This is a genomic window from Muribaculum sp. An289 (assembly GCF_002159555.1).
In the GTDB taxonomy this organism is placed as follows: Bacteria; Bacteroidota; Bacteroidia; order Bacteroidales; family UBA932; genus Merdivivens; species Merdivivens faecigallinarum.
In genome coordinates this window covers 106,982-130,275 of sequence record NZ_NFIV01000002.1, presented here as the reverse complement: position 1 = coordinate 130,275, position 23,294 = coordinate 106,982, and the positions used below count along the sequence as shown (strand labels likewise).

21 protein-coding genes and 2 pseudogenes are annotated in these 23,294 nt (G+C 50.4%); 3 read left to right on the top strand and 20 right to left on the bottom strand.

What is annotated here, in order from left to right; all coding sequences use genetic code 11:
* Window position 1: 1 nt before the first annotated feature.
* The 11 genes from traK to B5F83_RS02075 all read right to left on the bottom strand — a co-directional run bounded on the left by traK (window position 2) and on the right by B5F83_RS02075 (window position 8,535).
* Window positions 2-625 carry a conjugative transposon protein TraK gene (traK, locus tag B5F83_RS02125; RefSeq protein WP_087275465.1) on the bottom strand — a complete coding sequence of 208 codons (624 nt, stop codon included), beginning with the start codon at window positions 623-625 and terminating at the stop codon, window positions 2-4.
* A gap of 19 nt (window positions 626-644) precedes the next feature.
* Window positions 645-1,697, bottom strand: coding sequence for a conjugative transposon protein TraJ (traJ, locus tag B5F83_RS02120; protein ID WP_087275464.1), 1,053 nt, complete (start codon window positions 1,695-1,697; stop codon window positions 645-647).
* A gap of 1 nt (window position 1,698) precedes the next feature.
* Window positions 1,699-2,328, bottom strand: coding sequence for a DUF4141 domain-containing protein (locus B5F83_RS02115; RefSeq protein WP_162607149.1), 630 nt, complete (start codon window positions 2,326-2,328; stop codon window positions 1,699-1,701).
* 50 nt (window positions 2,329-2,378) lie between these two features.
* Window positions 2,379-2,969, bottom strand: a complete 591-nt coding sequence (locus B5F83_RS02110) for a hypothetical protein (protein ID WP_087275462.1) — start codon at window positions 2,967-2,969, stop codon at window positions 2,379-2,381.
* Entirely contained in the window at window positions 2,966-3,358 is a 393-nt protein-coding gene (locus tag B5F83_RS02105; protein WP_087275459.1) for a DUF3876 domain-containing protein, read from the bottom strand. The genes B5F83_RS02110 and B5F83_RS02105 overlap by 4 nt, the downstream gene beginning before the upstream one ends.
* Before the next feature lie 30 nt (window positions 3,359-3,388).
* Window positions 3,389-5,881 (bottom strand): TraG family conjugative transposon ATPase, encoded by a 2,493-nt coding sequence (locus B5F83_RS02100; RefSeq protein WP_087275457.1) that lies wholly within the window; start codon window positions 5,879-5,881, stop codon window positions 3,389-3,391.
* Entirely contained in the window at window positions 5,878-6,210 is a 333-nt protein-coding gene (locus B5F83_RS02095; protein WP_087275455.1) for a DUF4133 domain-containing protein, read from the bottom strand. The genes B5F83_RS02100 and B5F83_RS02095 overlap by 4 nt, the downstream gene beginning before the upstream one ends.
* 18 nt (window positions 6,211-6,228) lie before the next feature.
* The gene (locus tag B5F83_RS02090) at window positions 6,229-6,525 is read right to left on the bottom strand and encodes a DUF4134 domain-containing protein (protein WP_087275453.1); all 297 of its coding nucleotides are present in this window, start codon (window positions 6,523-6,525) and stop codon (window positions 6,229-6,231) included.
* 143 nt (window positions 6,526-6,668) lie between these two features.
* Window positions 6,669-7,325 (bottom strand): hypothetical protein, encoded by a 657-nt coding sequence (locus B5F83_RS02085; RefSeq protein ID WP_087275451.1) that lies wholly within the window; start codon window positions 7,323-7,325, stop codon window positions 6,669-6,671.
* A gap of 12 nt (window positions 7,326-7,337) precedes the next feature.
* Window positions 7,338-7,760 (bottom strand): DUF3408 domain-containing protein, encoded by a 423-nt coding sequence (locus B5F83_RS02080; protein ID WP_087275449.1) that lies wholly within the window; start codon window positions 7,758-7,760, stop codon window positions 7,338-7,340.
* 4 nt (window positions 7,761-7,764) lie between these two features.
* The gene (locus B5F83_RS02075) at window positions 7,765-8,535 is read right to left on the bottom strand and encodes a ParA family protein (protein ID WP_087275447.1); all 771 of its coding nucleotides are present in this window, start codon (window positions 8,533-8,535) and stop codon (window positions 7,765-7,767) included.
* Between the two features lie 702 nt (window positions 8,536-9,237).
* On the opposite strand from B5F83_RS02075, the gene mobA reads away from it, so the two are divergent.
* From mobA to mobC, 3 genes are read left to right on the top strand one after another with little or no spacing between them, the layout of a single operon-like run.
* Window positions 9,238-9,666 (top strand): conjugal transfer protein MobA, encoded by a 429-nt coding sequence (gene mobA, locus B5F83_RS02065; RefSeq protein ID WP_087275445.1) that lies wholly within the window; start codon window positions 9,238-9,240, stop codon window positions 9,664-9,666.
* On the top strand, window positions 9,645-10,892 hold the full coding sequence (gene mobB, locus B5F83_RS02060) for a conjugal transfer protein MobB (RefSeq protein WP_087275443.1): 1,248 nt from the start codon (window positions 9,645-9,647) through the stop codon (window positions 10,890-10,892). Before mobA ends, mobB begins: the two co-directional genes overlap by 22 nt.
* Window positions 10,893-10,903: 11 nt before the next feature.
* Complete coding sequence (mobC, locus tag B5F83_RS02055) at window positions 10,904-12,910, top strand: conjugal transfer protein MobC (protein ID WP_087275441.1); 2,007 nt, start codon at window positions 10,904-10,906, stop codon at window positions 12,908-12,910.
* Window positions 12,911-12,974: 64 nt separating this feature from the next.
* Here mobC and B5F83_RS10875 read toward each other — a convergent pair.
* The 9 genes and pseudogenes from B5F83_RS10875 to B5F83_RS02010 form a co-directional block, all read right to left on the bottom strand.
* Window positions 12,975-13,946 (bottom strand): annotated as a pseudogene (locus B5F83_RS10875) (PDDEXK nuclease domain-containing protein); the annotation flags it as partial.
* A gap of 262 nt (window positions 13,947-14,208) precedes the next feature.
* On the bottom strand, window positions 14,209-14,835 hold the full coding sequence (locus B5F83_RS02045) for an RteC domain-containing protein (RefSeq protein ID WP_087275439.1): 627 nt from the start codon (window positions 14,833-14,835) through the stop codon (window positions 14,209-14,211).
* Window positions 14,836-15,041: 206 nt separating this feature from the next.
* The gene (locus tag B5F83_RS02040; RefSeq protein ID WP_087275437.1) at window positions 15,042-15,470 is read right to left on the bottom strand and encodes a hypothetical protein; all 429 of its coding nucleotides are present in this window, start codon (window positions 15,468-15,470) and stop codon (window positions 15,042-15,044) included.
* Between the two features lie 335 nt (window positions 15,471-15,805).
* Window positions 15,806-17,107 (bottom strand): sigma-54 dependent transcriptional regulator, encoded by a 1,302-nt coding sequence (locus B5F83_RS02035; protein ID WP_087275435.1) that lies wholly within the window; start codon window positions 17,105-17,107, stop codon window positions 15,806-15,808.
* On the bottom strand, window positions 17,095-19,347 hold the full coding sequence (locus B5F83_RS02030) for a hybrid sensor histidine kinase/response regulator (RefSeq protein WP_239383801.1): 2,253 nt from the start codon (window positions 19,345-19,347) through the stop codon (window positions 17,095-17,097). The genes B5F83_RS02035 and B5F83_RS02030 overlap by 13 nt, the downstream gene beginning before the upstream one ends.
* Window positions 19,348-19,430: 83 nt before the next feature.
* A complete protein-coding gene (locus tag B5F83_RS02025; protein ID WP_087275550.1) occupies window positions 19,431-20,540 on the bottom strand; it encodes an ABC transporter permease in 1,110 nt (369 codons plus the stop codon).
* Window positions 20,540-21,640 carry an ABC transporter permease gene (locus tag B5F83_RS02020; protein ID WP_087275434.1) on the bottom strand — a complete coding sequence of 367 codons (1,101 nt, stop codon included), beginning with the start codon at window positions 21,638-21,640 and terminating at the stop codon, window positions 20,540-20,542. The genes B5F83_RS02025 and B5F83_RS02020 overlap by 1 nt, the downstream gene beginning before the upstream one ends.
* 6 nt (window positions 21,641-21,646) lie before the next feature.
* Window positions 21,647-22,384: pseudogene (locus B5F83_RS02015) on the bottom strand (ABC transporter ATP-binding protein); the annotation flags it as partial.
* Window positions 22,380-23,294, bottom strand: a complete 915-nt coding sequence (locus B5F83_RS02010; protein WP_087275430.1) for an ABC transporter ATP-binding protein — start codon at window positions 23,292-23,294, stop codon at window positions 22,380-22,382. The gene B5F83_RS02010 and the pseudogene B5F83_RS02015, both read right to left, overlap by 5 nt.

Genomic DNA, 23,294 nt, shown 5'->3' with positions numbered 1-23,294 from the left:
CCTATCTTTCTATTGTCCTTAAATCCTTGTTCTCCAAAATAGTAAACCCTTCAATCGTAAACCCGTTGGGATTGCTGTCGCTTCTTGTGGCGTTGAGCAGGCGGCACGAGGTGACGAGGCTGCGTTCCGTCACATTGCTCTCACGAATAATCATCTGCCGTGCATAGGTCATGGCACTGTACGGGTAGCTGTCGAAGTTGCACACCACCGAATCGACCTGCAACACCTGATTGATATTGGAGGCGATGATTCGGTTGTAGTATCCTTTCTCGGCAAAGTCCGTGTAGTAGTTGTAGGCGCTCCTGTCCGCCAACAGCAGGGCGCGTTTCAGGTTATGCTCAATCGCACTCTTTTCAGGAGACAGCGTGAAGAACAGCTCATGAAACCGCCTGACATGCTCCCTCGCTTCGGCGGGCCTGTTCTGCGCCATGTCCTGCGACAGGGCGAGCATCAGCGACTTGCCGTTGTCCAGCACATATATCTTCTGCCTCTGCGCTTCCGCAAAGCGGAATGCGCTCCATACCGAGCAGACGGCGATGAACGAGCAGGACGCCACAAGGACAATTCCGAACAGGCGTATCTGTCTGAAGGATGTCTCGATGTTCTTTAATGACTTGAATTCCATAATTTTCTGTTGTTAGGGATTATTTTTTCTTGAACAGTTTTCCGGCAACGGACATGGCCTTGCCTCCGGCACTCTTCATCAGCTTGCCGCCACGTCCCGCCGCATTGCCGGCTGCCGCACCTGCCACGCTTCCGGCAAGTGCCCCGGCCGTACCGATGTTGCGGCCGTAATTGCCGATGCCGCCTCCTGCGCTGATGATCCAGCCCGCCACCGTAGGTATGGTGAAATAGCCGACGATTCCGATGATGAGGAACGTGATATACACCCCGTTGCTCGCCTCTATGGAGAAATTCGGATCGGTCTGCAGTGCCTCGATGTCATTCCGGAGCATCAGTATCTGTATCTTGGCGAGGATGGTGCTGAACAGGTCGGACACGGGCAGCCACAGATATATCTGTATGTACCGGCAGAACCACTGTGACATGGTGGAATGGAAGCCGTCCCATACCGAAATGGCAAAGGCTATCGGTCCCAGTATGGAGAGCACCACAAGGAAGAAGGTGCGGAGCGTGTCTATGACCAGAGCGGCGGCCGCAAACAGCAGTTCCAGTATCTCGCGGAAGAAATCCCTGATGTTTTTCTTCATGTTGTACATTCCACGCTCAATATACATTCCGGCCATGGTAACCATATCCGACGGAGACCATCCCAGTTCATCCAGCTGCTTGTCGAACTCCTCGTTGCTCACCAAGAAGGCCGTTTCGGGATTGCGCACCATCGCCTCGTACTCCAATTTGTCCTTCTGCTCCTGATAGCTGTTCATATCAAATGTCTGGGATTCCAGTATGCGGTGCGTGCCCTGCACTACCGGGCTGAGAATGGAGTTCATCGTCCCCAGGACAAGCGTAGGAAAGAACATGATGCAGATACCGATTGCGAAAGGGCGCAGCATCGGATATACATCTATCGGCTCGGCCTTGGCCAGGGACTGCCACACCCGAACCGCCACATAGAGCAATGCCCCAAGTCCCGCCAGCCCTTTCGCCACGGAGGTCATGTCCGAGCAGAGCGGCATCATCTCCTCGTAGAGCGAGCGCAGTATCTGGTGCAGGTTGTCGAACTCGCCTCCCATACTACCAGTACCTTTCGTTAGCGTTGCCGTACAATGACATCACACGGCTCACATCGTTCTTCTTCCTTGCCCTCAGATAGCTGACGGAGATGTTCTTGTTGGTGTAGTATGACACCATGTTGCGGTAGCGCCTGATGGAATTGTAGCACCTGTCCACCACATCCATGCGCTCCTTGTCGGTCATCTGGAGCGTGGTGATGTTCACTACATCCTTCATTTCATTCAGCACGTTGTTGCTCTCCTCCAGCAGTTTCGTGTAACCGAATGCAATTGCCGAGAGTTCCTCCGCCGTGAAGTTCTCGTCCTGGAGCATCAGCTGGAAACTCGTAACGTACATCTCGGAGATTTCCCCGACCATCAGGATCGTGTTCTTGACCTTGATGCCGTCCTTGACGAGATTGTTTACCTTTTTCAGCGCATCGTAATACTTCTTGCCCTGCTCGTAGATCTTCACGGTCTCCTGAAAATTCTTAATCATGTTGGTAGCCGTCGTGGATGTCTGGACGATGTTCTTGGCTGCATTGATGATGCCCTGTGCCAGATTGGTGGGGTCTGTGACAACCCATTGGGCGTTTGCCTTGCCTCCCAACAGCAGGAAGAGGCCGCACAGTATTATAATTTTATGTTTCATATCAATTCTTTTTTGATTGTCTGTTTATAAATTTGATGTTGGGAAGTTTATCACATTCCCGGCTTTCTGCCTCCTGGCCTGTTCCGCAAAGTCCTGCCACGGTTATTGTCAGCGATGCCGGCCTGCCGTCTGTCAGGACCGAACAATTCATCCGCATAGGGCCTCCGTCCGGTCATCCTGACAAAACGTGAGTCAAGTTCCCTGTATGCTTTCTTCGCCTGTTCCGACTGTGTCCTATGCGGAGCGGTACGGTCTATTCCGTATTTCGCGAAGAAATCAAGCTTATATAAAATATTGTCCGCATACTTCGGATTCTTTGCGACCATGCCGAGTATTTCCAGTTCCTCATTCAGTTTCTCAAGATATGGTACCGGGGGCTTTCCGCAGCTCTCCATAGCGGCCTCAATCTTCCGTGTAAGCCTGGCCTCCATGGCTGTAATGTCGGGAAGTCTTCCGTCTTTCCTGCCTGTTTCATAGTCTTCATATTCCATGTTCTCAATCCTGTTATACATGGCATAGTCCTCAGTCAGCCCGTATTCTTTCAGTATGTACTCGGGGATCTCCTGCCTTTGGGTGAGGAAACCGTACAGGACCGTGATTGTTCTGGTCTTTACCTGTTGTGAAATGTCATTGTCTCTCATAACCCGGCCTCTCCATTTTCTGTATTTCCTCCGTTTTTGCGCACATAGTCCCCGTTCGGGGAGAATGTCAGCACATCGGCGGCTTCGTTGTAAGCCACATCTATGCGGAAGCCAGTGTTCATGAACATATTGCCGTTCTCCTCTTCCTGAAGAAGATAGGTTTCCGGCTTCATTCTGCGGCTCAGTCCCGATCTCTTGAACACCGTGACCTTGTATGCCTCGCCCTCCCTGTAGATGAGGATGTCCGGTTTGCCGTCCACGCTTTCCCAGTTTCCGCATATGCGGTCCCTTATGCTGCCTTCAGTTCCGGCGCAGCCCTGCAGGAGCAGGCCCGCCATCCCTATGAGGTAGCTGCCCATCAGCAGCACCTGTTTCCTTGTCATTTTCATATTTTCTGTGTTTTTAGTGTTGTTGTTCCGTTATTTCCTGGTTTCGGCTATCTGCCGGATAGCCGCCTCAATATCGCCGCCGAACTTCTCCGTAAGCGCATACACCTCCATCTTTTCCGTCTCTTCGGTCGTGTATGCCAGATACTCCTGCGTGCTGACCTCGGTGGCATAGACGGCGGACTGTGTTCCTCCAAGACCTATCCATACTTCCTTGTAAAGCCGTGAGGGGTCATTCGCCTGATTGATGGAGAGTATCTGCGCCTTTTCCTTGTCGGTCAGACCCAGAAGCGACTGTATCGCGTCAAACTTGTTCATGAACTTCCGTTGGTCAAGCAGGATTTTACAGTCGGAGTTGTTGATTATGGACTCTTTCACGATTTCCGAAGAAATGATGTCCTCCACTTCCTGCGTAACGATAATCGCCTCGCCGTAAAACTTTCTGACCGTTTTGTAGAGGTACTTTATATAGGAAGCCATGTTTGCCGAAGCGATTGCCTTCCAAGCCTCCTCGATGGCAATGACCTTGCGGACACCCTTCAACCTTCTCATTTTGTTGATGAACAGCTCCATAATGATAATGGTCGTTACCGGGAAGAGGATGGGGTGATCCTTTATCGCATCAATTTCAAAGACAATGAACCGCTTGTGCAGCAAGTCCAGTTCCTTGTCCGAGTTCAGCAGGTAGTCATACTCACCGCCACGATAGTACGGTTCAAGCACATTCAGGAATCCGGCAAGGTCAAAGTCCTTCTCCCTCACTTTCTTCTCCTCCAGCCGGGCGCGGTACTCCGTTCCTACAAACTCGTAGAAGGAATTGAAGGACGGCCTGACCGTATCGTCATCCCTGATGCGGCTGATGTAGAGGGCGACCGCATTGGAAACGGCTACTTCCTCGGCACGGGTAGCAGGCTCGTTGTCCTTTTTCCACAGCGTAAGCAACAGGGTCTTGATGCTCTCCCGTTTCTCAATATCGAACACGTTGTCCTCCGTGTAAAACGGATTGAACGAAATCGGATTCTCATCCGTATAGGTGTAATAGATTCCGTCCTGGCCGTGAGTCTTGCGGTTTATCATCCCGCACAGACCCTGATAGCTGTTGCCCGTATCCACGATGACGATGTGCGATCCCTGCTCGTAATACTGTCTCACGAAATGATTCATGAAAAAGGACTTGCCGCTTCCGGAAGGTCCGAGGACGAACTTGTTGCGGTTGGTCGTCACACCCCGCTTCATCGGCAGGTCGCTGATGTCGATATGGAGCGGCTTGCCTGTCAGCCTGTCCACCATCTTCAACCCGAAAGGCGAAACGGAGTCCCGGTAGTTGGTTTCCCCGGTGAAAAGGCACACCGGCTGCTCTATGAATGTGTAGAAGCTCTCCTCCGCAGGGAAATCCGCCTCATTGCCGGGTATGCCTGCCCAGAACAGGGTAGGACAGTCCACCGTGTTGTAGCGCGGAGTACACTCCATGGAGGCGAGCTGGCTGCCCGTCTCGTTCTTGATGCGCTTGAGTTCTTCCGCATCGTCGCCCCACGCCATGACATTGAAATGTGCACGGACGGATGTCAGGCCGAAACTGTGCGCCTCGTTCAGGTATTCCTCTATCCATTCCTTGTTGATGGCGTTGCTCCGGGAGTACCTTGAAAGCGACTGCATGTTGCGTGCGGACTTCTCGAAGCGTTTCAGGTTCTCGTCGCTGTTGTCGATGAATACATACTGGTTGTATATGTGGTTGCAAGGCAGCAGCAGCCCGAGCGGGCTTGCAAACGACAGCCGGCAGTCGCTCCGGTCCGTGGACAGCCGCTCATAACGGCTGTCCGTGGCCACCTGTGACGGCATGTCGTCCACATCCGAGAGTGTATGCACGCAGAGCCGCTTGTCCCCGATGCGCATTCCGTCTGGCGAAAGGGCGATGTCCTGCAGGCAGGCATTCTCCTCCGTGGAGAGCGAGAGGTAGCGGGCTATCAGTCCCGCCTTCTCCCTCGTCCCGGTAATCTCATCGTCCTGGAGGCGGCGCAGGCGGATAAAGCCGGAGTCGTTCATGATCCTTGAGAACTGCTCAGTAGCCTCGATGAATCTCAGCACGGCATCCCTGTCGCTGATTTCCTTCGGGATGATGAAGCCACGGCACAGCGTGCTGAAGTTGCTCTGCCTGCGGTTGCGTTCCTTCGTGGTCTTCGTCAGGAACAGCCAGCACCTGTGATTGAGAAACGGCCGCTCGTTGAAGTGCCGCTCGAAACTCCTGCTGAGAAAGCTCATGTCCTCCTTCTGGAGTTCCGGACTGTAGTTTTCCCTGACAAACCAGTCCTGCTTGTGGACGACACTGAAGTCCGGCAGCACCCTGATGGCCTTGCACCATGCCCCGTGCATGGCCTCATATTCCGCAGAAGTTACGGTGTAGATTTCAGGCAATGTCACCTCGAAGGCCACGGTGATGTCCGCATCCTTTGACACTATGCAGCCGTTCTCCACGCTCAGAAGAGGGAACTTGCTCTCCAGAGTGGCGGCTTTCATGATGTTTCTCATCGGATTGCCTCCTTTCTGTCCGTCTGCTTGAACAGCCTGAATACGGCCCTCCTGTTGATGATATAGCGCGGCCGGCTCCGCAATGCTCCGAGTTTCATCAGGCCGTGCTCGCCGTATCTGGCGTTCAGACGGAAGGTCAGCCATATCAGAGCCGAGGCCGACACAGCACCGAAGCCTACGCAGACTCCCTGCGCCACTCCTGCCATATACATCACCATGAACAGGACGAAGACGGCCAGCAGCCCTCCGCAGAAGATGAACAGGTACTGTGCCTTCAGCCCCTTGAACTCGACAGATCTGCCTATCCCCTTATTAATAGAATATTCCATCGTTCCCTCCGGTTTTGATTAAAGGAAGAAGGAACGCAGGATTGTCGCCGCCACGATGAGAAAGATGCAGGCTCCGAACCATGAGGCCGCTGTCTTGCTCGTGTCCGGATCTCCAGAGGAGAACTTTCCGTACACTTTCACGCCTCCGATGAGTCCCACGACAGCCCCGATTGCGTATATCAGTTTCGTCACCGGGTCGAAGTAGGAGGTCACCATGCTCGTCGCCTCCGTGATTCCGGCCATGCCGTTGCCCTGGGCGAAGGCCGTACTTGCAGCCATGAGAAAGGCTGCAAACAAGAAAATCTTTTTTGTCATAATGATAAACTGTTTTTGTGCCGGAGGGGTGGATAGGCCCTCAGGCGGGTTGATACTTTTTTACTTTTTGGATTTAGTGGTCTGCTTTTCTGACAGGAGCAGCTACCCGTAGTCTCTTTCTTTCATTGCAATCTTTTTTGTTGTTAGACAAAATCCCGGATGTCGAAGTCGGCAATGCCCACCTTTTCGGTCCCTTTGCTCTCAGTCGGCATGACTGTCTGGCTGTTCTCATAAAGGTCGATCAGTTCCTGTATTCTACTGATGATACCTGGTGTCTTGGCGGTCAGTATCTCGTACAGTCCGTTGCCTTCAATCTCATGGAACACTTCGCCGGCTTTCATCTTTTCGGTATCAGTAGCCTCCGGATTGTCCGCAGTGCGGATTGCCTCGTTCATCTCCTCGATAGTGGCCCCGCTTGCGTATTCTCCAGTCTGCTCATCGTCTCCGACCGCATATTCCACGGGAACATCGGAAAGGCGTGTGTCTCTGAAGGCTTCCTCCAGCCTGTCATCAGGCAGGCGCATTGAATGCCGTGCTCCGTTTTCACCGGCAAAAGTAACATCGTCCGGTGCAACCGCTTCACCTTCAACGGAAGAGGCGGCTTGTGGAGCCGGAATGTCTCCGGTTGTCCTGCCTCCATGCATCCTGAACAGGCTACTGCCCACGATATCCGTATCTGTTTCCGGCTTCCGGGAAGGCTCCGGACGGGCCGTCCGTTTCTTCGGCTCTCTCCAGCGCAGCAGGCAGTAGACCAGCCACATGTTGTAGAGAAGAAGTATCACTATCAGTACATTCGTCATATGATCATTTTTTTAATATACATCCTCGTAATTTTTCTTGTACAGTTTCCTGATGGCCTCCTCATAATCGGCGAAATGCTGCGTAAGCACATGGTCGATATATCCGGAAATGGAGAGTTCTCCCTTGCCGATAACATGCAGGATACGCATGATGCGGTCGTGATAGTCCCTGCGCACATATACCATCTTGCCGGAACGGGCCGGAGTTTTTGAAGTCCTTATGAAACGCTCCATATACTCTTTTTCGACAGGATCGTACGGTTGCTTCGCGTTGCGTTTTTCAGTCCGCTGTTCCTTGACGGTATCGGTCCTGCCTTCATCGCTGTCTTTCACTGCCGCCGCATTCTCCCCTCTGGCGGCGGGCAAAGGCATTTTGGGACGGAAAGATTCCAGGAAACTCCCGGTGTCTATATTCACATCAAGGTTTTTTGCCATATTCCTACTGTTTCAGGTTTATCAGGCCAAGGATTTCCTCTGCCAGGCTGTCTATGTTGCTGCCTTTGATGAGCTGGCGGTCGGGAGGCAGGAGCGTGGAACGGAACAGGGACCTGCCGCCCTCCTCGGCTCCTTCCTTACGGAAACGCTTGCTGTCCGGCAGACGGTTTTTCAGGATGCCAAGCCCCATCTCTCCTGCGACCTTCTCATAGACTTCATACAGGTCGGTCTTTTCCCTCCCGTCCACCATGTTCCACAGCAGGTACAGACCTTTGATATTGGACTGACCTGTACTGACAAGGGTATCGTTCACAAGCCCTGCGAACGTGAGTGAGCTGGTCATCACCACACGGTCCGCCGCTATCGGGCAGAAGATATAGTCCATAGTGGCGATGGTCCTGATGACACCGTGGTTGTTTATCGTACCGGGAAGGTCAAAGAACACGATGTCAGGCGGTGCATCAGTGTCAAGGATACATCTGGCGGTCTCTATGGCTTCTTCCGGACGGCTTTCCAGAACAGGATACGCCCGTTTGCCGCTCGTCCGCGTGAACTGTTCATAGGCGAGTTTCTTCAGATAGGGATTGTTCGCCACATTACGCATGTCGCGTTCCCTCATGTCCTTGATGCTGAACTGAGGATAGTCGCAGTCCACTACAGCCACATTGTACCCTTTCACATAGTGGAGATAACTCGCCGTAAGGACGGTCAGTGTAGTTTTGCCCGCTCCTCCCTTCTGGGTGGAGAAGGCCACAAGCAATGTCTCTTTTTTCATACGCTCTGCATTTTAATTAGTTTATACTTTATCGTTTAAGACAGGCAGTCTGTCTGTGCATTGTTTTGTCAGTCGGTCCTGCTGTTGTCCAGCCGGTTGGATGCCAGGCCCGCCGGCATTCCTTCCATACATCTGCGCGGCCTTCAGACCGGTCAGTCCTTCGGCCTGTGGACCGGAAATACTGATGACCCGTCAGTCAGCCTGTTTATATGTTGATATGCCGGCATGGTGATATGTTGATTGGCCATTGTATAATCACGCTTGATTGCCGGCCTTCCAAATGGCCCGACAGGCGGTTTGTCAGTCATTCCGGCTGCAAATAAACAGGCATTTTCCCGTACTGACACCATGTATCCCCGAAGTGGAAGCAAGTGGCATAACTGGCCGGGAGTGGCACAGCTAAAAAGCTGATTTCGTGTATGCAACAGCAGTAATTTTGCGCCCAAGCGACAGGGTACGCCGCCGATGTCCCATCGGCTGTCACAGAGAGTTTCCATCCAATCCGTCCGAAGGCGGATTTTTGTGTTCACCTGAACACAGCAAGATGTCTTTTCAGCCGCTCAAAAAGATTTGAGCATCCGAAAAGCACTTGCCCTTGCAGGGGGCGGGCTGCCTCTCCGAAGTCGGGCAACCTTTCAAGACCTCCGGTCGGGATGTCGAAAGCGGCGGCTTATGTCGTGACACCACTAAATCCAAAGTAACATGATAGAAAAAAGAAAGAAGAAATGGGGGCGGAACCCCAAGGATGATCCGGCGGTGTTCCGCTACACCGTCCGTTTCAACGAAGAAGAGCACAACCGGTTCCTCTCGATGTTCGAGAAATCAGGAGTGTCCGCAAGGTCGGTTTTCATCAAGGCGCACTTCTTCGGACAGCCGTTCAAGGTGCTTGTCGTGGACAAGACTTTCGTGGAATACTACACGAAACTGTCCGATTTCCACGCACAATACAGGGCTGTCGGTACGAATTACAACCAAGTAGTGAAGGAACTGAAGAGCCGTTTTTCCGAGAAAAAGGCGATGGCATTGCTCTACAAGCTGGAGAAATGCACGCTGGAACTGGTCTCGCTCAGCCGTCAGATTGTTCAGTTATCGCAAAGTCTGGAAGAGAAATGGTCGCAAAAATCTCGTTAGGAAGTTCGTTGTACGGAGCATTGGCGTACAACGGGGAGAAAATAAACAAGGAGGAAGGCAGGCTGCTCGCGACCAACAAAATCTACAATGACGGTTCGGGAACGGTGGACGTACGCAGGGCGATGGAAGACTTCGGGCGGTTCATGCCCACGAATGTGAGGACGGAAAAGCCCGTACTCCACATATCGCTTAACCCCCATCCAGATGACCGTCTGACGGATACCGACCTGACAGACATCGCAAGGGAGTATCTTGACAGGTTGGGCTACGGCAACCAGCCCTACATGGTGTATAAGCACGAGGACATAGACCGTCATCACCTGCATATCGTGACCGTCAATGTGGATGAGACGGGCAGGCGGCTCAATCAGGATTTCCTTTTTCGCCGGAGCAACAGGATACGGAAGGAACTGGAGGAGAAGTATGGGCTGCATAAGGCGGAAGGCAGGCGCAACCCGCTGGAAAATCCGCTCCGCAAGGTGGACATATCCGCAGGGGATGTGAAACGGCAGGTGGCGAATACCGTCCGTGGGCTGCTTGCCTCGTACCGCTTTCAGTCGATGGGCGAATACCGTGCGCTGCTGTCGCTCTACAACATAGCCGTGGAAGAGCCTCGTGGCGTGGCGGACGGGCGTGAGTATCACGGACTGGTATATGTGGCTACCGATGATGCCGGGAACAAAGCCGGCAATCCGTTCAAGTCCTCCCGTATCGGGAAAAGCACTGGTTATGAAGCGGTGGCGAGACGCTTTGAGAAGTCAAAGGCGTATATCAAGGAGAAGAGACTTGCCGATATGACCAGGCGGACAATTCTTGCCGTACTGCAAAAGACTTACCGCAAGGAAGAGTTCGTCCGTATGCTGCACGACAAGGGCATTGATACGGTATTCCGCCTGACGGACACGGGGCGCATTTACGGGGCGACCTTCATTGACCACCGCACGGGGTGCGTGCTGAACGGTTCACGGATGGGAAAGGAGCTGTCCGCAAACGCATTGCAGGAGCATTTCACGTTGCCGTATGCGGGCGAACAGCCGATACCGTTCACATTGGCTTCGGACGGTGCGCCGCAGGCTGCTGCCGAAAGCCTTTGGGAAAACGAATGGGTACATTCATCGGGATTGGGCCTGCTCTCCGGCGATACTTCCGGAACGGAAGCGCAGGAGGAAGCCTTTGCCCGTAGTCTCAGGAGAAAGAAGAAAAAGAAAAATCAACGTAAAATCTGAAAATCGAATTTATGCAACAGGAAGATGATTTGAGAGCCTTGGCGAAAATCATGGATTTTCTGCGGGCTGTAAGTATTTTATTGGTGGTCATGCACCTTTATTGGTATTGCTACGGGGCGATACTCGCTTGGGAAGTGAACATCGGCGTGGTGGACAGGATCCTGATGAACTTTGACCGCACCGCCGGACTGTTCCGTTCCATGCTCTACACGAAACTTTTTGCGCTCGTGCTGCTGGCACTCTCCTGTCTGGGGACAAAGGGCGTGAAGAACGAGAGGATGACATGGACAAGGATTTGGACGGTACTCGGAGCCGGGCTTGTCCTGTTCTTCTTGAACTGGTGGATATTGGAGCTGCCTTTGCCGGTTCCAGCAAACACAGCCCTCTATACGGCTGCTGTCGCCACAGGATATGTGTGCCTGCTGATGGCGGGGACTTGGATGAGCCGATTGTTGAAAACGAATCTGATGGACGATGTTTTCAACAACGAGAACGAGAGCTTCATGCAGGAGACACGTTTGATTGAGAACGAATATTCGGTCAATCTGCCGACCCGTTTCTATTATAAAAAGAAATGGAACGACGGCTGGATAAACATTATCAATCCGTTCAGAGCCTCCATCGTTCTCGGAACACCGGGCAGCGGCAAGTCATACGCCGTGGTAAACTCCTATATCAAACAGCAGATTGAAAAGGGGTACTCGATGTATATCTACGATTTCAAGTTTGCGGACTTGTCCACCATCGCCTATAACCACCTGCTCAACCATCTGGACGGCTATAAGGTCAAGCCGAAATTCTATGTAATCAACTTCGATGACCCGCGCCGGAGCCACCGTTGTAATCCCATTCATCCGGATTTCATGGAGGACATTACGGATGCTTACGAAAGTGCTTATACCATCATGCTCAACCTCAACAAGACATGGGTGCAGAAGCAGGGCGATTTTTTTGTTGAGTCGCCTATAATCCTGTTTGCGGCAATTATCTGGTATCTCAAAATATACCAGAACGGCAAGTATTGCACCTTTCCGCACGCTGTCGAATTCCTGAACAGACGGTACGAGGACATTTTCCCCATACTGACGAGTTATCCTGAGCTGGAGAACTACTTGAGTCCGTTTATGGATGCGTGGCTGGGAGGTGCTGCGGAGCAGTTGCAGGGGCAGATAGCATCCGCCAAGATTCCGCTTTCGAGGATGATTTCACCGCAGCTGTACTGGGTGATGAGCGACAGCGAGTTTACTCTTGATATCAATAACCCGGAAGAGCCGAAACTGTTGTGTGTCGGCAATAATCCTGACCGTCAGAACATCTACGGCGCAGCGCTCGGTCTGTATAACTCCCGCATTGTCAAGCTCGTGAACAAGAAAGGGATGCTCAAATCCTCGATTATCATAGATGAGTTGCCGACGATATATTTCAAGGGGCTTGACAATCTCATTGCCACTGCACGAAGCAACAAGGTTGCCGTGCTGCTGGGCTTTCAGGATTTCTCACAGTTGGTGCGTGACTATGGGGACAAGGAGGCGAAAGTGGTGATGAACACTGTAGGCAATCTGTTTAGCGGTCAAGTGGTTGGCGAAACAGCGAAGAACCTTTCGGAGCGGTTCGGAAAGGTCTTGCAGAAACGGCAGTCCATTTCCATAAACAGACAGGATATTTCGACCTCTATCAACACACAGATGGACAGCCTTATTCCGGCAAGCAAGATATCAGGACTGACACAGGGCATGTTTATCGGCTCTGTGGCTGATAACTTCAGCGAACGTATTGAACAAAAGATTTTCCACTGCGAGATTGTGGTGGACTCCGAAAAGGTCAGGCGGGAGGAAAAGGCGTACAGGCCTATTCCTGTCATTACTGATTTCAGGGACGAGAACGGTAACGACCGCATGAAAGAGATGATACAGGAGAACTACAACCGCATCAAGGCGGAAGTGAAACAGATTGTCGCCGATGAGTTGCAGCGCATACAGAATGACCCGGCACTGGCGCATCTGTTGCAGCAGAAGTAAAAATAGAAAAGCGGAAGAATAGTCATTGCGATATTCTTCCGCTTTTTGTATTGATCTGAGGTAATCAGTCGTTATGACATTCTTTTATGATAAACTGTTCTAATTGTTGCTTGTCGGGTAATTGCAGTTTATAGGTCGAAACAAACAGTTTGTTATCCATACTGCCAAGAGCATATTCCACCATCTTTTTCCCTTTATGGGTGCAAAGCAAAATTCCCACGGGAGGATTGTCGCCCGGTTGCATTTCGTTTTCTGCATAATAGCTGACATAGGCGTTCAGTTGTCCTATGTGCTCATGGAGGAACTCGTCATTTTTCAATTCCACAATGACGCTACAATGAAGCAGACGGTTATAGAAGACGAGGTCTGCATAATAATATTCTCCGTCTATTATGATACGTTTCTGGCGAGCCTCAAAACAAAAACCTTTGCCAAGTTCCAGTAGGAACTCTTGCAAATGAACAATCAGGGCTTCTTCTATATCGTTCTCCGTAACGACATCTTTTGCTTGAAGACCGAGAAACTCGAATGTATATGGGTCGCGCAGTTGAAGTTGCACTGATTGATGTTCCGCTTTATCATTGACAAGCATCATGGTTTTCATCTTGTCCTCCGATAAACCGATGCGTATATGAAGATTGGAGTTGATTTGCCTGCGAAGTTCACGGACGCTCCATGTTCCACGAATACACTCGGTTTCATAGAAAAAACGCACTAAAGGATCTTCCACTGCAAGTAATTCCCGAATGTGAGAAAATGAGAGCGTAGAAACAATTTTTTGGGCAGGAGTAGTGAATTGGGTTGATTGGCAATTAACTTCCAGCGCATTTCCAGATAAAGATAATTTATGCGACATTGTAGCATAAATCTCCGGCAATGGCAAATTATGCGACAGTGTCGCATAATTCTCCGAAATCAATGTTTCAATTTGTGGATAATAACGATAGAACAGCCGCGCAGATTGGAAAAGAGTTACATTTAATCCTTTTTGCGCAACACGTTTTTCCAGACTCTTCAACAATCCGTCCCCATATTTAGCCCTGTCGCTTCCATTCTACTCGTATTCAATGATATAGCCACCAATAATCCAATTACGCAATGTGGCTGTTCGATTTATGGCTTTTACAGCCAACCCGCGCATTGAGCCATCGAGAGCAAGAATATTCTGCGCTAATTGTTCAAAGGTTATACCCTGTATGTTGTTCGCTAATTGTTCCATACTATATGGTCTTAATTGTTCTACAAAAGTACAAAAATGTGGAAGATACGGGCTATATCTCCCATCAAATCTTATTGTTTTACCGTCTTGTCCTTTCGCGTTCCTCGTCCATGTCCATGCGCCGGTTAAGCTTCTCCTGCATTTTGTCAAGAAAATAGGTACGGCTGTCGTTCTTGCGCAGTTTGAGGTCGGAATAGATGCGGTAACAGTCTTTCGCCTCCACATTGAACAGTGAGTAAAAAAAGGCGGCAAGTTCGCCGACGGTGATTTCCCCGTCATTGATGCAGCCCATCTCCGCCATGCCGTAAAGGATTTCTACAAGGTCGGAGGCCTTGCCCGTCCACCGCATGGGCGGGGCATCGGCAGGCGTGTCGTCTTTCTTTTCGTCTTTGGAGGGGATGGAGGATAGTGGCGGCACTTGGCTGTGTGGCAGGGCAAGGTGCTTCAGCATCTTGCGCACGAAGGCGAGGGCTTTGCGCACATACACGCCGTGGTCGGTGTCCGTGCCTTGCAGGGCTTTGTGGTATTGCAGTTCCGTTTCCGCATAGCTCAACGCAGGAAGCGGGTGGCAGGGGCTTGCCGCTCCCGTGCAGAGCGACACGACCGCCATAGTAAACTCGTTGTATGCCGCATTTAGTCCGTTGCGGCTGTCAGGATTGTCTATCAGACGAAAAAACTCCGTTTCCGTCAATATGAGATGCTCCATCTGTTATCAGTTTTATGTTGTTACACTTTGGTAGGGATGTGCGCACATAAAACATCAGGACAAACGGAGTTCCATATCGTGCTGTATTCTTATCATCGGACAGACACCGCATTGATATACAAGGATATCGTACTTCTAAAAAAATCCACGGCTTCCAGACGAGACACGCAGAAGCGTAAAATATATTGACGGTGTGTAAATCCGGTTTACACCCTGTTTTTATCAAACGGACCGATTTTTCGGAAAACGGTTCTTACAGTGCCGTTCTTGCTTATCGAAGTGCTTTCACTTTCCCAGCATGTTGCAGGAGGGATACATGTTCGGAACAGCCTCGTTCCATTTCCCTGCAAGACAGGAACGGTACAGATGACAATTTCATCAACCAGCCGCATCTGCAGCATCGTATTTATAATGCTTTCATTCCGTGGCAACGCTTCAATGAGATAGACTGCATCATTGCATTCATTTTCCAAGTCCTCCATCAGCATGGACAGGGGGCTGTCCGCATTCAGTATGAATGTGGCTCCTTGATACAAAACGGCCCGTTCATCATAAAGAGACGGGTACTGTTCCTTGCAGCCCTCCACCATATACCCGTCAATGGACTGGAATGTGAGTATCTGTACTTTTGCCATATATCGGTCTTTGTCTTTTGACCGGAAGCCGTCCAAAAAAGAAGCGTGCAAACGCACCACTTTCAAGCGACGGCTCTGGAAAGCCTTTACAGAGAGTATGCGAATGCACGCCATGCGTAAGCATAGCATAAGCATTGCGCAATCGTCTCTGTAGTTCCAATGTTCCAGATTTTCGCTTGAAACGCCTTGCGGTCTTATGTCTATATATTGTCGGACAGACAGCGCCAGCCGCCTTGTCCGTCTGTATCAAATGACGTCAGGAAGAATATATCCTCCTGCTGCCTGACACAAAGATACTCCTTTTATGCGGAATATCTCCAACTTCGGATTCTTTTCTAAAGTATATTGTACTGTTCCATCTTCTTATACAGTGTCGGAGGACTGATACCGAGCAGCCTTGCCGCCTGTCTCTTGTTCCCTCCGGCCTGTCTCAGGGCCTTGATTATCCGTTCTCTCTGCATGTTCTCATCCGTCAATGCAAGTTCCGTATCCGCTGCCGTATTGTCAATTTTCAGTTCCAGAGTTTCCGAAGTGACCTGCCCCTCACTTGCCATCAGCACGGCCGTCTGTACCACCTGCTTCAATTCCCGAACATTACCGGGCCAGCGGTAGTCAAGCAACATTTTCCTTGCACCGGCATCGAATCCTTTGACAGACTTCTTCAAGGATTCGTTCATCCGTCCGAGAAAATAGTCGGCCAGAGGCAATATGTCCTCCCGGCATTCCCTCAGCGGAGGTACTTCTATAACGAATTCTCTCAGGCGGTAATACAGATCCCTGCGGAAGCGTTTCTCCTCTATCGCCGTCTCCAGATTCTCGTTGGTGGCGGCGACAATCCGTACATCTGCCGTTATGTCCCGATTACCTCCTAACGGGCGGTAAGTCCTGTTCTGAATAGCCCTCAACAGCATCTGCTGCACTTCCAACGGGAGATTGCCGACTTCATCAAGGAACAAAGTTCCGCCGTCTGCTTCCATGAAATATCCTGACTTGCTCCCGTCCGCTCCTGTAAATGCACCTTTCTCGTGCCCGAACAGTATGGATGCCGCAAGAGAAGGAGTAGGCATGCTGCAATCCAGAGCGACATAGGGCTTGTCCGAACGGGTGCTCTGCTCATGTATTTTCCTTGCGATATGATCTTTGCCGGTACCGTTCTCGCCAAGTATCAGGACACTCATGTCGGTTGGTGCCACAAGTCTGACCCTGTGGTGTATATTACGGAAAGCCTCGCTTTCCCTTTCGTATATCCGGTCCTGTTTCTGGATTTTCTGTTCCTGCTGTCTCCATAGATTATGCAGCACCGGCAGCAGCTCGTCCTCCAGCATGCGTTTGCTGACATAATCAGTGGCTCCTGATTTCATTGAGCGGACAGCGGTAGGAACTTCATCGTAGTCAGTCATTATGAAGAACGGATTACGGTGTCCTGAATCACGGAGATGTCGCAACAGTTCTATGCCGTCTCCGTCGGGAAAACGCAGGTCTGAAAGGATAATGTCATCCGGTTCCACATTAAGTAATGCCTTCCTCGCCGCCTGAAGACTGTAATATTTCTTCGAAGGTACTCCGGACTTGGCGAGAAGGTTGCCCACATAGTCGCAATAGACCGGGTTGTCCTCTATTATAATCACTTTTCCCATAGCTCCTCCTTCTTCTTTTGAGCCTGCATGACAATCATTTCTCCTGTATCCAGCACAGCCTGCACCTTTTCTTTCAGTTCCGTTCCGTCCATCTCCGGAGAGTGTACTGTATCGTAGAGGTCTTGAAGAGGACGGGCCGCCTTGAGCAGCATCCATGAACTGCGCAGATGGTGTATCATGGTATCCAATCCGGCAATATCCATCTTCCTGCAGGCCTGCCATATTTTATCCATTTCCTTCACTGTCTCTGATGCAAGCCTGTCCAGAGTCTCTTCTTTGTTTCCATAGGCAATCAGCGGTGTCAGATCTATACTGTCATGAGCGGGACGGGTGTTGCCGATACAGGATGAAATGATGCGTGCCGCCTCGTCACCGGAAAACGGCTTGAACAGGCAGGCGCTGAAGCCCGCGGCAAGCAGTTCCGCTTCCGAACTGTTGTCCATTGCGGTGCAGGCTATTACCGGGATTTCCCTGGAATTCCCGATGTTTGAGGTGCGCAGCAATTCAAGAATTTCATAACCGTTGATGTCCGGCATTTTCAGGTCAGTAATCAGCAGGTCATAGTCACGTGTACGCATACAGTCCAGCAGCTCACGGACATTACGGCATATATCGCAGTGTATTTTCTGCCTGACAAGCATTTCTTTTGTCATCGCCAGGATCACCTCATCGTTATCAAGGAGCAGTACGGTGATATTCCCGCATGACACGGTTCTGTTATCCAAGTTCTCACTGATACTGCCGGCCGTATCAAGAGGCAGTTTTATAGTAAAGGTACAACCTTCTCCGGATTCGCTGTCCAAAAAGATTTTTCCGTTCATCAGCCTTACAAGATTGCGTACTATGGACAGGCCGAGGCCGAATCCGTCCTGCGTAGCTGCATTTGAAAGTCTTTCAAATGGTCTATAGATTATTTTCTGATGCCGTTTATCTATTCCGCTGCCGGTATCTTCCACTTCCATCGTATATATTCCGTGGTCGAATGACGCTCTTATGGACACCATGCCTCTTTCTGTAAATTTCACAGCATTGGAGAGCAGGTTGCTTCCTATGCGCAATACCATGTCTTTATCACCCAAGACCACTTCGTCAATACAGTTCTCCGACACGAATGCAAGCCCTTTAGCCTCTGCCTGTGGTCTGAATTCGGCATCAAGGGTTTCAACGATACCGGCCAGGCGGAAAGGTCTGGGACTGACGGTCTCCTTCCCGCTGTCAAGACGGAAAAAATTGAGCAGGTTGTTGAGCAGTGCTGTCATGCGGTCTGAGGACAGCAGTATGGCCTCCGTATGCCGTTGTCTCTCTGTATCGGCGATGTCTTGTGTAAGCAGTTCCGCGTTGCCGCTTATGGCCGCCAATGGTGAGCGCAGTTCATGCGTTATGGTCTGTATGATTTTCCGGCGGGATTTTATAAGTTCTTCGTTCTTGCCGTTGATTTTCCGGAGTTTGCTTATCAGTTCCTCTTTCTGTTTACTGTCCCGTTCCCTGCATTGGATATCACGCATGATTTTGATGTGCGAGACGATGAGCAGGACGATGGCAGCACCTACGAGTCCGGCTATGAGGCGAAAGGAATGCCTTTGCGCCTCGGCAATCTTCTGCTCCCGGTACTGGAAAGCGGTCTGTGCCTGTCTGTCCAGCATGGCTATGAACGAGTACAGCCTGATGTTCAGTTCGCGGTTGTAGAAGCGGAGGCTGTCGGTATAGGTGTCAAGATCGCGGATACGCTTCTCCTGCAGGGATATGAGCCGCTCGTTCAGGGAATGAAGGGGTGCGGCGGGAACTGGAATTGTCACCGTGTCCTTTTTGCCGAACCATCCGGCTATGCCTTTCTTCTTCCGGATGACCGTTCTGGTACGGGTGGCCTGTGATGTTACTTTCGGCAACTGCTCCGCTATAAGGCTGTCGGCTATTTCCTGACAGTGGAATGCTTTCATGATGCGGTACAGGTGATGTTCTTTGTCGGAGAGCAGCATCCGCAGGGTGTCCACCTGTTCTGGCAGGACAAATCCGGTACAGTTTTGTTTCAGGTCTGCTAACAGGGTATCGACTGACATACGTTTCTCGTGATACAGATGGTACTCCGTAGTGTCCCATGCCATGACCGACTCTCCGAGGGTTGCAAGCTCTGTGATGCGGCGGTGTACGGTGTTGATGTCCCGGCGAACAGACCGTATCTCCGCACTCTCTTCCTCGATTTCCCTTATCCGGGCACGGTCAAAGAGTAATATGGCAGTCATGCTGCCAATAAGCATAATAAGTATAATATAGGAAAATAATATTTTCTGTCGTAAAGACATATACATTTTGTCCCAATTTATCCTCAATATGTCTTCCTGTAGCTCATGACGGCCCAAGTGCCGAAGAAAACGTCAAAGCCCAGCAATGCCAGAAGCTGGTGGCTGAGGTCTGCTAAAGAGCATCCCTGCAGATAGACCCCTCTCATCATCTCAATGAAGTATCTCGGAGGGTTCAGCCAGGTGATAACCTGTGCCCATTCAGGCATGGAGGATATAGGAGTGAGCAGTCCGCTCATCAGCATGAAAACCAATATGAAGAAGAACATGACGAACATGGCCTGCTGCATGGTGTCGGAGTAGTTGGAAACAACCAGCCCGAATCCGGAAAGAGCGAATATGAAAAGGAGGGAAAACAGATAGACAGTCCAAATGCCACCATGCGGCGACAACCCATATACAGCCCAAGCCAGCAGCATGCAGATGGACAACACTATGAGTCCCATAACCCAATATGGAATCAGCTTTGCGAAAATAAATGATGTCTTGCGGACAGGCGTGATGTTTATCTGCTCAATGGTCCCTTTCTCCTTTTCACCTACGATGTTCAAGGCCGGGAGAAAGCCTCCGAGAAGAATAATAACGATGACCATGTAGGCAGGAATCATGAAGTTCTTATAGTCCATATACGGGTTGAACTTGTTAAGCACACTTATACTCACTTTCGGTATTCTCTCAGGGTTATCCTTATACAGATAAGATAAATTCTCGGTGTAAAAGTCCCCGCATACAGCATTGATATATCCTGAGCCGAGTGTTCCTTTTATCTGGTTCACAGCATTAATAGATATCTGCATAGGAGATTGTCCAGTCATTATAAGCTGTTCCTCAAAGTAGTCCGGTATTTCTATTATTGCATCTACTTTATTCAGCATAAGCTGCTCCATGCTCTCATTGTAATTTGCGCTTACATCCCTAAGAATGAAATAGCCGGATGCATCTATTTTCTGTATGAACTTACCTGACATACTGCTTCCATCAGTATCCACTACAGCCAAACGTATGTTCTTTATATCCATAGTCATTATCCACGGTATTACCAGCATAATCATTATAGGGAATATAACAATCAGTTTAGGCAAAAACGGATTGCGGAAGAACTGTTTGAATTCTTTTATTATTAGAAACTTTATCATCATTTCAGTCTGAGTTTGAAGTTTTTAATACTTATTGCCAGTAAAAAGACCGCCATTACAGACAGTATGATAAACTCTTTTGCGACCATGCTCATAGAAAGGCCCTCTATCATCAATTTCCTTACACCCTCAATGTACCAACTAGCCGGAATGATATAAGAAACTATTTGAAATATTCTCGGCATACTCTCAATGGGAAATAGGAGACCGGAAAGGAATATCACTGGAATCATCAGCACCATACCGGAGCCTAGCATTGCGGCGAGCTGAGTTCTTGCTTTTGTAGAAATCAACAGGCCGAGGGCAAGGGAAACAATTATGTAAATAAGAGACAGCAGAGTGAGACTCCAGAAACTCCCGGTCATCGGGACATCCAGCAATGTTATTGACAACAGCAATATGGTCAGGTAGTTGACTATGGATAATACCATGTAAGGGATCATTTTAGAAATAATAATGACTAAAGGCCTCATTGGAGAAACAAGGAGAATTTCCATTGTACCGGATTCTTTCTCCCTTACGATAGAGATGGAGGTCATCATGGCGCAGATGAGAATGATAATCAGCCCCATGACTCCGGGAACAAAACTGTACGAGCTGCGCATTTGAGGATTAAACAGCATTTTGATATTCGGTTGTATCCCTGCTTGTCCGGCTGTTGCGCCAGAGGAAAGTTCCATGGTTATTATTCCTGAAGCATATGCTGCTGCCGCTCTGGCAGTATTGGTATTGGACCCATCGGTTATCAATTGGACAACACTTCCTTCCGGGGAGAATACCTCATCGGCAAAACCGGGAGAGAATACCATTGCCAGACTTATACTTCCGTCCCTGAAATATTTCTCTATATTATCTGAACTGTGGAGTATCTTGCGTACTGTGAAATATTCACTCGCATCTATTCTTTCCGTCAGTCTTCTTATCACCTCATCCTGTTGTACAGATACTACCGCAAGATCCATATTGCGTATTTCTGTTGAAATCGCAAATCCGAACAATATAATTTGGACAGTCGGTATTCCGAGCAATATCAACATCGTCCTGCTGTCCCTAAACACGTGAAGAAATTCCTTTTTAACAAATGCCTTAAGCTGTCTCATGGCTGTCTATCCTATACGTTCCGCATTTCTTGCCAGCATATAAAACACATCGTCCATCGTCCCGGCGCCGAGTGAGGCCTTTAGTTCCGAAGGGGTGCCCATCGCCGCAATACGTCCGTCGACCATTATCGAGACTCTGTGGCAATATTCGGCCTCATCCATATAATGGGTGGTCACGAACACGGTTATGCCGCGCTCCGAGGCCTCGTAAATCTGCCTCCAGAACTGTCTTCGGGTAACAGGGTCGACTCCTCCCGTCGGCTCATCCAAAAAGACTATCGCCGGTTCGTGGAAGATGGATACGGAGAAGGCCAGTTTCTGTTTCCAGCCCAGCGGCAGGGAACCTACAAGCATATCCCGCTCGTCATACAGTCCCAACCTTGTCAGCACCGCAGCTCTTTTGTCCGCAATATCCTTCTCCCTCATCCCGTATATGCCGGCAAAGAGGGTCATGTTTTCGGAAACGGTCAGGTCATCGTAAAGGGAGAATCTCTGACTCATGTATCCTATGCGCCTTTTTATTTTCTCAGGGTCCTTCACGACATCAATTCCGGCCACAACCGCTTTCCCGGACGTAGGGCGGCTGAGCCCGCAGAGCATCCTCATGGCCGTAGTCTTGCCCGCACCGTTGGCTCCGAGAAATCCGAAGATCTCTCCTTTCTCCACCGAAAACGAGATATTGTCTACGGCAGTGAAGTTTCCGAACCGCTTTGTCAGCGACTCGGCATGTATGGCCATCTCACTCATAATCATTGTTGTCAAAATCCATAAAACAGTCTTCCACGGTGGGCGTGCATTCGGCTAAGGTGGAAATGTCGTATCCGGCTGAGGCAGCTCTCTCCGACAGCTCGGCGAGACTCAGGGACGGAGAGACTATGTGCAGCCTGTCACCGAAGGGGTAGCAGGCCTGCACTCCGTCGATTGCCGCAAGGCCGTCAAGGGCCTTCACGGTGCTTCCGACCGCCTTTATTTCATACAGATGCTTGCCGAACTTCTCCGTTATGGCCCCGGGCGTGTCCGTCTTGAAGAAGCGGCCGTCCTTCATGAGGGACATGGTGTCGCAGAGGGATGCCTCATCCATATAGGGAGAGCTCACTATTATCGTCATGCCCTGGGCCTTGAGCCGTGAGAGCATCTGCCAGAACTCCTTGCGGCTGACGGGGTCCACGCCTGTCGTAGGTTCATCGAGAAAAAGCACGCGGGGCCTGTGTATCATGGCGCAGCACAGGGCCAGTTTCTGTTTCATTCCCCCTGAGAGTTTCCCCGCACGTCTTTTCCTGAACGGCTCTATCTGCCGGTATATGTCCTCGACCAGGCTGTAATTCTCCTGAACAGTGGTGTTGAAAACCGATGCGAACAGGGAAAGATTCTCCTCCACCGTCAGATCCTGGTAAAGCGAGAAATGCCCGGGCATATATCCGACCAGCCTGCGTATCTCCATCATGTCCTTGACCGTATCGTATCCGCACACTTGAGCCGAGCCGGAATCCGGCACAATCAATGTCGTCATTATGCGGAACAGCGAGGTCTTCCCGGCTCCGTCTGGGCCTATGATTCCGAAGAGCGAGCCTTCCTCCACCTCGAGGCTTACATCCTTCAGGGCCTGGATTTTCCCGTAACTCAGACGGACATTTCTTACTGACACCTCTACCAT